The 12,660-nt window shown below is 33.6% G+C and carries 12 protein-coding genes; 6 read left to right on the plus strand and 6 right to left on the minus strand.

Annotated elements, in window-relative coordinates:
- Positions 1-153 precede the first annotated feature (153 nt).
- The 3 genes from E0F98_RS00175 to E0F98_RS00185 are packed head-to-tail and all read left to right on the plus strand — an operon-like array spanning position 154 to position 2,654.
- A complete protein-coding gene (locus tag E0F98_RS00175) occupies positions 154-837 on the plus strand; it encodes a cell division ATP-binding protein FtsE (RefSeq protein WP_132109312.1) in 684 nt (227 codons plus the stop codon).
- Complete coding sequence (locus E0F98_RS00180; protein WP_132108047.1) at positions 837-1,727, plus strand: glycosyltransferase family 2 protein; 891 nt, start codon at positions 837-839, stop codon at positions 1,725-1,727. Before E0F98_RS00175 ends, E0F98_RS00180 begins: the two co-directional genes overlap by 1 nt.
- A complete protein-coding gene (locus tag E0F98_RS00185) occupies positions 1,728-2,654 on the plus strand; it encodes a glycosyltransferase family 2 protein (protein ID WP_132108049.1) in 927 nt (308 codons plus the stop codon). It abuts the gene before it with no gap.
- On the opposite strand, the gene E0F98_RS00190 is transcribed toward E0F98_RS00185, so the two are convergent.
- Together E0F98_RS00190 and E0F98_RS00195 are read right to left on the minus strand one after the other, a co-directional pair.
- On the minus strand, positions 2,637-3,044 hold the full coding sequence (locus tag E0F98_RS00190) for a sugar 3,4-ketoisomerase (RefSeq protein ID WP_132108051.1): 408 nt from the start codon (positions 3,042-3,044) through the stop codon (positions 2,637-2,639). The two genes, E0F98_RS00185 and E0F98_RS00190, sit on opposite strands and share 18 nt — an antisense overlap.
- Before the next feature lie 4 nt (positions 3,045-3,048).
- Positions 3,049-4,131: a glycosyltransferase gene (locus E0F98_RS00195; RefSeq protein WP_132108053.1), complete on the minus strand. Its 1,083-nt coding sequence runs from the start codon at positions 4,129-4,131 to the stop codon at positions 3,049-3,051.
- 41 nt (positions 4,132-4,172) lie between these two features.
- On the opposite strand from E0F98_RS00195, the gene E0F98_RS00200 reads away from it, so the two are divergent.
- Positions 4,173-5,309: a glycosyltransferase gene (locus E0F98_RS00200; RefSeq protein WP_132108055.1), complete on the plus strand. Its 1,137-nt coding sequence runs from the start codon at positions 4,173-4,175 to the stop codon at positions 5,307-5,309.
- Here E0F98_RS00200 and E0F98_RS00205 read toward each other — a convergent pair.
- Genes E0F98_RS00205 through E0F98_RS00220 form a run of 4 tightly spaced genes read right to left on the minus strand, consistent with a single transcriptional unit; the run spans position 5,306 to position 9,267 of the window.
- Positions 5,306-6,580 carry an O-antigen translocase gene (locus E0F98_RS00205; protein WP_243699172.1) on the minus strand — a complete coding sequence of 425 codons (1,275 nt, stop codon included), beginning with the start codon at positions 6,578-6,580 and terminating at the stop codon, positions 5,306-5,308. The two genes, E0F98_RS00200 and E0F98_RS00205, sit on opposite strands and share 4 nt — an antisense overlap.
- 1 nt (position 6,581) lies before the next feature.
- Positions 6,582-7,682, minus strand: a complete 1,101-nt coding sequence (locus E0F98_RS00210) for a DegT/DnrJ/EryC1/StrS family aminotransferase (protein ID WP_132108057.1) — start codon at positions 7,680-7,682, stop codon at positions 6,582-6,584.
- Positions 7,679-8,629, minus strand: a complete 951-nt coding sequence (locus tag E0F98_RS00215) for a GNAT family N-acetyltransferase (protein WP_243699173.1) — start codon at positions 8,627-8,629, stop codon at positions 7,679-7,681. Before E0F98_RS00215 ends, E0F98_RS00210 begins: the two co-directional genes overlap by 4 nt.
- Before the next feature lie 35 nt (positions 8,630-8,664).
- Positions 8,665-9,267 (minus strand): trimeric intracellular cation channel family protein, encoded by a 603-nt coding sequence (locus E0F98_RS00220; RefSeq protein ID WP_132108061.1) that lies wholly within the window; start codon positions 9,265-9,267, stop codon positions 8,665-8,667.
- A gap of 211 nt (positions 9,268-9,478) precedes the next feature.
- Here E0F98_RS00220 and E0F98_RS00225 point away from each other — a divergent pair, with 211 nt between their 5' ends.
- Both E0F98_RS00225 and E0F98_RS00230 read left to right on the plus strand, forming a co-directional pair.
- On the plus strand, positions 9,479-10,264 hold the full coding sequence (locus tag E0F98_RS00225) for a TrmH family RNA methyltransferase (RefSeq protein ID WP_132108063.1): 786 nt from the start codon (positions 9,479-9,481) through the stop codon (positions 10,262-10,264).
- Between the two features lie 136 nt (positions 10,265-10,400).
- Entirely contained in the window at positions 10,401-12,620 is a 2,220-nt protein-coding gene (locus E0F98_RS00230) for a RelA/SpoT family protein (protein WP_132109314.1), read from the plus strand.
- Positions 12,621-12,660 lie beyond the last annotated feature (40 nt).

Genomic DNA, 12,660 nt, shown 5'->3' on the forward strand with positions numbered 1-12,660 from the left:
CTTAAAAATCAAAAAACAGCCGCTTTTTGGATTCCTTCGTCTAACAATAGACGTTTTCAAATTCTTAATGGAGCGAATCCATCTTAATACATGAAATTAATTTTGAATACAACCGTTATCTTATTACTTTTACCCAATAAACAAACGCTAAATATGTCTCAAGCTATACTGTCTTTAAAAAACGTAACGATTAATCAAGAAGATAAAGTGATTTTATCGAATATTAATTTGGAAGTAAACCGTGGTGAATTTTTATACATCATTGGAAAAACAGGATCAGGAAAAAGTAGTTTTATGAAAACACTTTATGCTGATTTACCGTTGACAGAAGGCGAAGCACATATTGTAGATTTTGATTTAGCGACCTTAAAAGAAAATGACATTCCGTTTTTGAGAAGAAAGATAGGGATTGTATTTCAGGATTTCAAATTACTACCAGACCGCACTATTAAAGACAATATGTTATTTGTACTGAAAGCTACAGGCTGGACCGTTAAAGATGAAATGGATAGAAAAATCGACGAGGTATTAGACAAAGTTGGCATGAAAGATTATGCTGGTAAAATGCCACATCAAATTTCTGGTGGAGAACAACAACGTGTTGCCATTGCCAGAGCTTTACTAAATGACCCCGAACTTATCCTTGCCGATGAGCCAACTGGAAATCTAGATCCACAAACAAGTGCTGAAGTAATGGAGGTTTTGAGAAAAATCAATGCCAACGGAAAAACGGTAATTATGGCGACTCATGATTATGCCTTGTTAATGAAATTCCCATCGAAAACATTAAAATGCGAAGACACTAAAATATTTGAAGTGGTTCAGAGAACAGTGTAATGCTTTCCATATTAATTCCAATCTACAATTTCAATGCTTTTCCTTTAGTGAAAGAATTGCATGAGCAATGTGTAGTATCCAAGATTAAATTTGAAATTATTTGTATTGATGATGCTTCACAAGAGCATCATTCGAACAACAGTCCAATTCCATTTTTATCAAATTGTACCTATATTGAATTGCCTAAAAACATTGGAAGAAGCGCAATTCGGAATTTATTAGCGACTAAATCTAAACTAAAATGGTTGCTTTTTTTGGACTGTGACACCTTTCCTGAAAGCGATAGTTTTATTTCTAATTACTGCTACCAAATTCAATCGAACGCAGAAAAAGCTTTTTTTGGAGGCTTGCTTTACGCCAAAGAAAGTCCAACTGACGAGAAATTATTACGTTGGACCTATGGCAGGAATCGCGAAGCTATCCCTTTAGTTGACAGAAAAAACAATCCATACGCAACCACATTTGTTTCTAATTTCCTGATTGAGAAATCTACGTTTGAATCGATCATGTTTGACGAAAAAATCAACAGCTACGGCTATGAAGATTATTCTTTTATTACGACTTTAAAACATAGAAAAATCTCCATTCAGCACATTGAAAACCCCGTTTTTCATCTCAATTTAGAAACATCTAAGGTTTTTTTATCGAAAACTAAAATAGCGATACAAACACTTTCGTTGCTTTCTAATGACAATTCTAAAATCACCGCCGAAAGCAAAATAATTCAATTGTATAAAACTCTTTCTTTATTAAAGTTGGTTTCCTTGGTTTCAAAATTATTCCAGCGATTTCAAATAAAGTTGGAAGAAAACCTCACTTCAAAAAAACCGTCTCTAATTGCGTTTGACATCTACAAAATAGGTTATTTTTGTTTCTTAAAAAGAAAATAAATGCCATTCTTTTCGGTCATAATTCCACTATTCAATAAAGAACTTTTCATCGAAGCCACGCTAAAAAGTGTCTTGAATCAAAGCTACACTGACTTTGAAGTTATCATTGTAAATGACGGCTCGACTGACAATAGTGCGCAAATAATTACGAAATTTGACGATGCTAGAATACGCTTTTTTACCAAAGATAATGCAGGCGCATCAGCAGCAAGAAATTACGGAATAGAGAAAGCGCAGTCCAATTACATTAGCTTTATAGATGCAGATGATTATTGGTATCCAACATTTTTAGAGGAAATATTCGAGAAAGTCAATCGCTTTCCTGACATAAAAGTGTTTTCGGCTGCGATCGAAATCGAAACTTCCAAAACTATTTTTCCAGCACACTATTCCATAAAAAAAACTGGAGATTTCGAAATTGTAAATTATTTTTCTGCCAGCACAAAGGAAACCGTGATATGCACTTCCTGCGCTGTTTTTAACAAATCTATTTTCGAAGATGTTGGAGTTTTTGACACACAAATAAAAAGTGGCCAAGACACTGATATGTGGATTCGCATTGGGTTAAAGTACGATGTTCTGTTTATTTGGAAGATATTGGCACGATATGTTTATGATGAAAATAGTCTTTCGAAAAACAAAAATTATTTAGATACAAAAGTCGATTTTTCAAAATTCGCAGAAAACGAAAAAACAAATCCCGAACTAAAAAAATTCCTTGATTTGAATCGGTTTTCACTAGCTATAAAACACAAAATAGCAGGAAATAAAAGTCTATTCGAGAATTGTTATAATGATATTGACCTAAAAAAATTAGCCTTAAAAAAAAGAGTATTACTACTACTTCCCGCTTTTATTTTGAAACTGCTAATTGCTACCAAAACAGCTTTAACCAATAATGGCGTTGGCTCATCGGTTTTTAAATAATTTGAATTCTTTAAAATCACGGATATAATCATTTTCGTCAAACTCGGCCGAAGCCATAACTAAACAAACTGCTCCCGAGGAAAAGTTCTCCAATTCTCTCCAAATTCCATCCACAATCAATAGGCCAACATTCGGTTTATTTAGCGTCATCACTTTCTTTGACTTTCCATCTTTCAAAACTACATCAAAGCTCCCGCTTAACGCAATTAGAAATTCCTGCTGCTTAATATGACAATGACCTCCTCGTTTACTTCCACTAGGCACATCATATAAATAATACACTCTTTTAGATTCAAAAGGAATAGTGTCACCTTCCACTACAGATAAATTTCCTCTGCGGTCTTTAATCTTTGGGATTTCTATAAATTGAACGTTATTATTAGTTGTCATTATTTTAACTTAAAATGGTTTCCCATTGTTTTGAAATTGTCTCTATAGATAAATGTGCTACGCTTTTGACTGCATTATCTTTACAAAAAGTATATAAATCCTGATCTGCAAACATGCGTTTAAAGGCAGAAGCGAGGTTTTTAACATTATAATTCTCCACCAATAATCCATTGTATTCATCGATTACTATTTCTCGTGGACCTGATTGACAATCAACTGCAACAACAGGTGTTCCCAGAGCCAAAGACTCCACAATCGACATTGGAAAACCTTCGTAACGACTCGTTAATAACGTAAATTTAGCTTGCTGAACAATATCAAACGGATTGCTGGTAAAAGGTAGAATTGCCACATGTCTTTCCAATTGAAATGTTTTAATCGAATCTTCTATTGTATTTAAATCTGGGCCATCTCCCATAAGCACTAATTTTATTCCCTGCTCAAACAATTTGGAAATAGAAAAAGCTTCTAGCATTAGATTGAAATTCTTTACTTTATCATCCAATCGCCCAAAATACAAGATGTAATCTTCAGCATTTACAACTTGCTTTCTAATCTTTGACCTCGAAAAATCATACGAATTGTAAATTGTCGTGGTATTCTTTAAATTAAATTTTAGTTGGATCTCCTTTTCAATAGCATTTGAAACACATATTATTTTATCTGTCTTTCGATACAAAAATTGAGACCAAAATACCGACTTTGGAAAGTAGTTGTCTAATTTAAAACTGTGAACAACAGCTATCTTTTTTCGATTTCCATAAATCCAATTGGTAATTAATTCCCGAGCCAAATTATTTCTGGATCTATTGTCTATGACAACATCGATCTGCTTCTCCTTTAAATACTGATTTAAAAGAAATCCTTTTTTTATTTTCTTAAAAAACGGAAACCTACTTTCGCCATCAATACCTAAATTTAATAACGCTCCACCAGATTCAAAGTCAATGCCGTCATTGATAATGATATTATGTACTTCAATATTTAAATTCTCTAACATAAAACTCAACAACGATGCAAATTTTTCCGCTCCTCCATTTCCTAAGGAGGTCGAAATTATCGCGACTTTATTTTTGTTTTTTATCATTCCTGTCTAAAAGTAAATATATTTGTCAAATATACATAGAAATGAAAGTTTTACTTGTTGGCGAATTTAGTAGGTTACACAACTCCCTCAAAGAAGGCTTACAGGAATTGGGTCACGAGGTTTCAATCGTAGGACATCAAGACGGTTTCAAGAATTATCCAATTGATTATCCAATCACAAAAAAATGGGACAGTGGTTTTTTAAAAAAATTAAAAGTTGGAATTCACTTGCTCTCTGGTTTCGACATCAGTTCCTATTTAACGTACCGCCAATTTAAAAAGTATCGAAATCAGTTCACCAGATTTGACGCAGTACAACTTATCAACGAAAACAGTTTTTATTGTAGCTATTATTATGAAAAAAGAATCCTGAAATTCCTCTTTCAAAACAACTCAAAAGTTTTCTTATTGTCCTCTGGTTACGACTTTTTAAATGTGAAATATTGTTTTGAAAATCCTGAATACAAATCGGTAGTGCAAGCCTATTTACAAGGCCGAATCAAGACCAAGGATTTTCAAAACGTTTTAAAATTCAGAACAAAATCATTTAATAAACTCCATCAGTTTATTTATTCGAACATTAAAGGTATTATCGCGTCTGACATGGATTATCATTTTCCATTGCTTCAAAACACCAAATACTTAGGATTGATTCCTAATCCAATCAACACCTCCAAAATAGAATTTAAACCATTAGAAATAGAAGCTAAAATCATCCTGTTTCACGGAATCAACCAAGCTAATTATTATAAAAAAGGAAATGATTATTTCGAAAAAGCATTGGAAATAATAGAAGCGAAATACGGTAAGAAAGTCGAAATAATTACCACCCACGATGTTCCTTATGCGACATACATCAATTGCTATAATAAAGCGCATATTCTGCTAGATCAAACCTATGGAAATGACCAAGGATATAATGCATTAGAAGCAATGGCTAAAGGGAAAGTGGTTTTCACAGGAGCAGAACAGCAATTCGTATCTCACTATAAACTAACCGAAAAAGTAGCTATTAATGCCATCTCGGATGTCGATTATCTGGTAAACGAGCTCTCTTTTTTAATTGAAAACCCAGGCGAAATTATCGCAATTGGCAAGCGTACCAGAGCATTTATAGAAAAGGAGCATGACTATATCGAGATTGCAAAAAAGTATGAAAAAACTTGGAAATCCACTTAAAATAAGCTTTTCCTAAAATAAACCGCAAGCATTATTAAATACACAAAATAAGTCAATGCATGCGCCATCACAACTCCTTCTAGTCCATAAATTGAAACTAGGAATACGCTGGAGAAATAGATAATTGATAGAGATAGTAACTCCGTAATAATAAATGCTACAGTAAGTTTTTTGGCAAAAAATTGATAGCCCAAAATTAAGGAAGATACTTTTAACACATCCCCTACTAATTGCCAAAAGAACAAACTACTTACCGGTAAAAATTCGGCTGTAAAAAGTAATTTTACAATATAAAAGCGTAAGAAATAAACAGCCGTAACTCCCAAAATAAAAACGGGTAAAATCCCTTTGTAGTAGCTCCAAAAAACGTTTTTTGTACCCTGATTGTCTTTGGCTACAGCCAACTTTGGTAAGAAATAAACAGTCAAAATAGTCGAAACAAAAAGCATATAATAGGTTGAAATTCTTGTCATAGTTTCCCAATAACCCGCTTGACTGTAATCGAGTGTTTGAATTATATTATTTCGTATCGAAAGAAAAACTAGAGGACCTATGACGGACGAAACCAATGCCATAAGGGAATAAGATGATAAATTCTTTATAATTTCAAAATCAAAAGCAGTACGGCTGATTGTGTTAAAAATATTTATTTCTTTGTTTACAAAATAGAAACTAACCAAAAACAATAAAGCCGGAGAAAAAACAATCGCTAATAATGCCCCGAATGTTCTGTATTCTAAAATTAGAACTATTGAAATAACTAATCCAATCGCGTTTCCGATACTGTTAATCCAGATCACTTTCTTAAAGCTACCCAAACCATTGAGTACCGAAATTAAAAATATGGAAATGACATACCATGGCAATGCCAAACCCAAAACCTTGAAAACCGAATGATATTGACAATGGTTTCCAAATATTTCTTGGTTCCAAAATGCGGCAAACAAAAATAAAACACCGCTTAAAAAGACAGCGATGACAACTAAACTTATAAAAACAGTGGATAATATTTTTTGGAGTTGCGACTTATCTTCTTTAGTTTCGGCAACATATTTTACGATTCCGTTTTGAAAACCTAAAGTTGAAACACTTTCCAATGAAGTCATGAAGTTTCTGAGATTCCCAACTAAAGCCATACCACTTGGCCCAACAAAAACTGCCAACAATTTAGACGTAACTAAACCAATTCCTATTTTTAATATAATACTTAAGCTATTTAAAGAACTAATTTTAAACAACTGAGACTGGTATATTTTTTTCAATACTTCCAAATCAATATTTATTTAAAATAGCGATAATAAAAGTCACTTCGTCAGCGGTCAAAACGGGACTAATAGGCAAGCTCAACACGGTATCATGAATCTTTTCAGTAATAGGAAAACATAGTTTATTAAAATCAGACAATGCCTTTTGTTTGTGTGGCGGTACTGGGTAATGAATCACAGTCTGTATTCCATTTTGATATAAATATTCTTGTAGTTCCACTCTATTCTCAGTTCGAATAACAAACAAATGAAAAACATGATTGTTTGAAAAATCCCATTCAGGCAATAGTATTTTTTCATTTTTAATTTCTGCTAAATACCTTCTTGAGATGATCCTTCTCTTTTCATTTTCTGAATCTAATTGCGGTAATTTCACATTCAAAAAAGCAGCTTGCAACTCGTCTAATCTTGAATTTACGCCCGTATAATCGTTGTAATACTTGGTTTCAGAACCATAATTACGAAGAGACCGAATGACTTTATTTAATTCTGAATCATTTGTAACAACTGCTCCACCATCTCCCAATGCTCCCAGATTTTTCCCTGGATAAAAACTGTACGCTACGCTTGATTTTTGATTTTCGATTATTGATTGCTGATTGCTGATCGCTCCATGCGACTGAGCCGCATCTTCAATTACCAAGAAATCGTTTGCAAACGCAATAGTATTTACAGCTTCCATTTCGGCTAATTGTCCGTACAAGTGAACTACCAAAATCGCTTTCGTTTTGGAGGTGATTTTTTCTTCGATTAAATCAGGGTTAATATTAAAAGTTGAAATTCTTGGCTCGATCAAAATCGGAACTAAATTAGCCTCTAAAATTGCAAGAATACTCGCGATATAAGTATTAGCGGGAACGATTACTTCGTCCCCTTTTTGTAATCTACCTAACTGAATGTAGCCTTTAAAAATCAAAACTAGAGCATCAAAACCATTCCCGACTCCAATGCAGTATTTACTACCACAATAACGGGCGAAATTATTTTCAAAAGCTTTGACTTCTGCTCCTAAAATATACCAGCCGTTTTCTAAAACGTTACTCAATTTCTCTTGAAAAGCAATTTCATAAGGCGCATTTAGTTTTTTCAAATCTAAAAATGGTATCATATAAGATTCATTTTATAAAAATCCTGACTGTAAACAGAGCATCCCAATTCTTCCTTTTGTTTTAAAAGTCCGGCATGATATCCCTTTTCATTGCTATCATTTACAATTCCCATATCAAAAAAAAGTTTGTCTTCTCGCTTGTATTTTTTTATTAAATTAATAAATAAAAAATCTAGTGCACGCAACTCTTCGCCTTTTTTAGTGGTGGCTCCATATTGTGATTTCACCACTTTATCGGTTTCGAAAATTGTAATTCCTGCAATAATTTCATCGTTACAGTAAACAGAAAACTGTTTGATATTGTTAGGGAATTTTTCTTTTAATTTTGTGATTTCTTGTAGCGTATGAACTGGTTTAGCATCATATTTCTCTTTTAGTCTTGGTTCCAAAACCAGCTTCCAAAAAGAATCTAATTGGTCTTCTTCGACTATTTCTAAATCGAGATCTTCTATTTTTCTAAAATGCTTCAGTTTGCTTTTTGAAATTGTTAACGGCATTGCTAGATTTATAGCCATATTCATTTCTTTTTTATCTAGAAGCGCCCCTTTTTTAATTAAAAAAAAATCTATTTCATGATTTCCTCCATAAGCATAAAATGAAGGAATGGGTTTGAAATAAAAAAACTGTATCCCTTTTTCCTTAAGGTACGCTAGCAGAGAATCTATAATAGCGGCTACTTTTTCACCCGTAATTTTAGGCGAATATACTATTCCGCCATAGGTCAAACCTTGATGAGAATACATAGTATCTCCAACACGGTTTGCAGGGATTACCGCCAATAGTTTCTCTTGTTCAAAAATCAATAATGAAAAATCTTGAAAACGCTCCTTATGGTATTCCATAAACTCCCTATGAAAAAGAAATGTAGCATTTTTGGCCTTGCTAATAAAAGCATTCCAATTATTAGAATCGTTAACTTGATATTGTTTGACAGAATAATTTTTCACCGATATGTTTTAAACTTCGTGAAAGTAATCATTTTTTAATTCTTTTCTAAAGTAGGCAAATACCATTTGAATTTTACCGCCATCAGTCTTACTGAAATAATGACTAATGAAGTTATTAAATATAAAATGTCATTATCTAAATGAAAGCTTTTCAGCAAGAAAAAAACTATTCCGCCAAGGATACAAATCGTAGCATAAATTTCCTTTCTAAAAATCACCGGAATTTCAGCACATAAAATATCCCGGATCACACCTCCAAAACAGGCAGTCATAGTTCCTAAAGCAATACAAATAGTAGGATGCAGACCAACACTAATTCCTTTTTCGAGACCAATTAACGTAAAAACTCCTAGCCCAATGGTGTCAAATAGAAAAAGTGACGTTCGCAGTTTCTCGAATTTTTTTCTAAATACTAATGTTAAAACAAAGGCAAAACAGATCACATAAACGTACTCTAAATCTAGCATCCAGCCCACAGGTGTTCTTCCAATCATAACATCACGCAAGGTTCCTCCGCCTACAGCAGTTACGAAGGCGATGATAAATACGCCAAAAAGATCAAGCTTTTTATTCATTGCAGTCAACGCTCCAGACATGGCAAAAGCAATGGTCCCAATGATATCTAATAAATGAAACATGATTTTTATGAGTTAAATTGAAGAAATTACGCTGTTTTTACCGACAAACAATTGCCGCAAAATTAAAGAAAATTACCCGTGTAAAGTAGTTCTCGTCAACATATCTCTAGATTCTCCTTTCAGATTGACAAATATTCTGTTTCAAATTTAAAAATCTGCCTTTTCTCTATGTATCTTTGTTTCCTATATAATAATTAAATTTTAGCATCTCTTGAAACAAATCACTTCAATTCAAAATCCATTCATAAAATCGTTGGTATTATTACAAGAAAAAGCCAAAAACCGCAAACAAACTGGTACTTTTTTAATCGAAGGAAAACGCGAAATTTCCTTGGCATTAAAAGGAGGTTATGAAATTGAAACCATCTTGTTTTATCCCGAAATTTGTACTGAAATTGAGGCAAAAAAAATAGCAAGAAATACAGAACTAATTGAAATCAACAAAGAAGTTTTTCAAAAGTTAGCTTATAGAGATACTACTGAAGGAATTTTGGCTATAGCCAAAACAAAATCACAACAGCTTTCGGATTTAAAATTATCCAACAACCCCTTAATTCTTGTTGCCGAAGCACCAGAGAAACCAGGAAATATTGGTGCTTTGTTGAGAACCGCAGACGCCGCAAATCTAGATGCCGTAATTATTGCAAATCCCAAGAGTGATTTATACAATCCCAATATTGTTCGTTCCAGCGTAGGCTGTTTGTTTACTAACCAAATTGCAACTGGAACAACTGCAGAAATTATTACTTTTCTAAAAGAGAAAAACATCAATTTCTATTGTGCGACTTTGCAAAACTCAACGTCCTATCATACCCAAGATTACACCAAGCCAACAGCTTTAATAGTTGGCACGGAAGCAACGGGTCTAACCCAAGAATGGCGTGAAGCCGCCACTCAGAACATTATAATTCCGATGCAAGGAGAAATCGACAGTATGAATGTATCAGTTGCTGCAGCTATATTAATTTTTGAAGCCAAAAGACAAAGAGGGTTTTAAATAGCAATTTCTACTATTAAAATACAATCAAAAACAAGGTTTTATTAAAGAGTCAAAATTTTAAACGCTAGACCCTAATTTATCGCTTGCGTATTTGCGAACTTATAGTTATTTTTAAAAAATGAACCATGCCGTTATGACAGAAATAGATATAGAGAAGGAAAACAAGGCAATTGCTCAGGAATACAAAGAACTATTACGCATTAGTTACCAAACCTTGTCTACCGAAGACAAGAAGCTAATACGTAAGGCTTTTGATGTTTCTGTAGAAGCCCATAAAGAACAACGCAGAAAATCAGGGGAAGCCTATATATTTCATCCTATTGCTGTAGCAAAAATAGTTGCCTCAGAAATAGGTTTGGGAGCGACTTCAATTGCTGCCGCTTTACTGCATGATGTTGTCGAAGACACTCCAACGACAGTTAAAGACATTGAACGGATATTTAATCCAAAAGTGGCACAGATTGTAGAAGGTCTAACTAAGATTTCCTTGGTTCAAAAGGACATGAACGTGTCAATGCAAGCCGAGAATTTTCGTAAAATGCTATTGACGCTTAATGATGACGTGCGCGTAATCTTGATAAAAATAGCTGACAGACTCCATAATATGCAGACTATGGAGTCCATGGAAAACCATAAACAAGTCAAAATCGCATCAGAAACATTATACATTTATGCTCCACTTGCCCACCGCTTGGGTTTGTACAAAATTAAAAATAAACTAGAAGATTTAGGTTTAAAATATACAGAGCCAGAGGTTTTTAATGGAATTATTAGCAGAATAAAAGAAACTAAAGATCAGCAAGATGCCTATATAAAAGATATCACGGAGGTGCTAAAGACTTCATTGGCTGCCGAAGATATTGATTGCGTTATAAAAGGTCGTCCAAAATCGATCTATTCTATTCGAAGAAAAATGCTAGCTCAAAATGTAAGTTTTGACGAAGTCTATGACAAGTTTGCTCTTCGAATTGTATACAAATCAAATCCCCACGACGAAAAGTTCCTAGCTTGGAAAATTTATTCCATTGTAACGGATCATTATCGTCCTAGTCCAAGCCGTTTACGTGATTGGATTTCCTCTCCTAAATCTACTGGATATGAGGCATTGCATATTACAGTAATGGGACCAAAAGGCCGTTGGGTAGAAGTACAAGTACGTAGCGAGCGCATGGACGAGATTGCAGAAAAAGGATATGCTGCTCATTACAAATATAAAAATGGCGCTACCGAAGAAGGTGGCTTAGATGTTTGGTTGAACTTACTTAAAGAAGCACTTGAAAATTCAGAAACTAGTGCCGTAGATTTTGTTGAGGATTTTAAAATGAATCTCTACTCAAAAGAAATCTATGTTTTTACACCAAAAGGAGACATCAAGTCCTTACCAAAAGGCGCTACATCTCTAGATTTCGCCTTTAGTATCCATTCTGAAATAGGAATTAAAACTCGAGGAACTAGGGTGAACGGAAAGTTAGTTCCTCTAAATTATGAATTAAGAAATGGTGATCAGGTAGAGATTATCACCTCTCAAAATCAAAAACCTACCATTAACTGGCTAGATTATGTTACTACTTCCAGAGCAAAAAATAAAATTAGAAATGTCTTAAATGAGAATACTAAAAAAATTGCAGAGGACGGAAAAGAATTACTTACTCGTAAACTAAAGCATCTAAAAGTGACTTTAAACGAGTCAGTCATTAATGAATTGGTTAATTTTTTCAAATTAAAAACAAGTTTGGATCTGTTTTATAGAGTTGGTGTAGGCTCTATTGACAACCAGCAACTTAAAGATTTTGCTGCTCAAAAAAGCAATACTTTAATCAATTTCTTTAAAAATAAAATAAAACGTTCCGCGCAGACTGCTGATACAGATCTTCACAAACAAGTGTTGAGCAATAATTATGACATGCTTGTTTTTGGTAAAGAACAAGATAAATTAGACTATAAACTTTCTGCTTGCTGTAATCCTATTCCGGGAGACACGGTGTTTGGATTTGTTACCATTAACGAAGGTATAAAAGTCCATAAAAAAGATTGTCCAAATGCCATTGCAATGCAATCCAACTATGCGTATCGCATTATGCAGGCCAAATGGATTGATTCATCTCAGCAAGAGTTTAAAGCAATCATTAATATCACCGGAATGGATACTTTAGGACTGACGAATAATTTGACGAAAGTAATTTCGAGCAATATGCAGGTAAACATTCAGAGCATATCTTTAAGTGGTGATGCCGGACTATTTAAAGGTCAATTAATAGTAGTGGTTAAGAACAGTACTTTACTAAATAAACTGATTGACAATATTAAAAAAATTGACGGAATCGATAAAGTAACACGAGTTTATAAAAAATAAAAATATTATAATAACACTGTAATTTTGAACCTTCACAAGC

It is taken from the genome of Flavobacterium hiemivividum (assembly GCF_004349145.1).
GTDB classification, from domain to species: Bacteria; Bacteroidota; Bacteroidia; order Flavobacteriales; family Flavobacteriaceae; genus Flavobacterium; species Flavobacterium hiemivividum.

What these genes read in the sequence shown, in the direction of transcription:
- E0F98_RS00185 (WP_132108049.1), top strand. Translation starts at nt 1,728, where the DNA reads ATGCCATTCTTTTCGGTCATAATTCCACTATTCAATAAAGAACTTTTC.
- E0F98_RS00230 (WP_132109314.1), top strand. Translation starts at nt 10,401, where the DNA reads ATGACAGAAATAGATATAGAGAAGGAAAACAAGGCAATTGCTCAGGAA.
- E0F98_RS00190 (WP_132108051.1), bottom strand. Translation starts at nt 3,044, where the DNA reads ATGACAACTAATAATAACGTTCAATTTATAGAAATCCCAAAGATTAAA.
- E0F98_RS00220 (WP_132108061.1), bottom strand. Translation starts at nt 9,267, where the DNA reads ATGTTTCATTTATTAGATATCATTGGGACCATTGCTTTTGCCATGTCT.
- E0F98_RS00175 (WP_132109312.1), top strand. Translation starts at nt 154, where the DNA reads ATGTCTCAAGCTATACTGTCTTTAAAAAACGTAACGATTAATCAAGAA.
- E0F98_RS00180 (WP_132108047.1), top strand. Translation starts at nt 837, where the DNA reads ATGCTTTCCATATTAATTCCAATCTACAATTTCAATGCTTTTCCTTTA.
- E0F98_RS00200 (WP_132108055.1), top strand. Translation starts at nt 4,173, where the DNA reads ATGAAAGTTTTACTTGTTGGCGAATTTAGTAGGTTACACAACTCCCTC.
- E0F98_RS00195 (WP_132108053.1), bottom strand. Translation starts at nt 4,131, where the DNA reads ATGATAAAAAACAAAAATAAAGTCGCGATAATTTCGACCTCCTTAGGA.
- E0F98_RS00210 (WP_132108057.1), bottom strand. Translation starts at nt 7,682, where the DNA reads ATGATACCATTTTTAGATTTGAAAAAACTAAATGCGCCTTATGAAATT.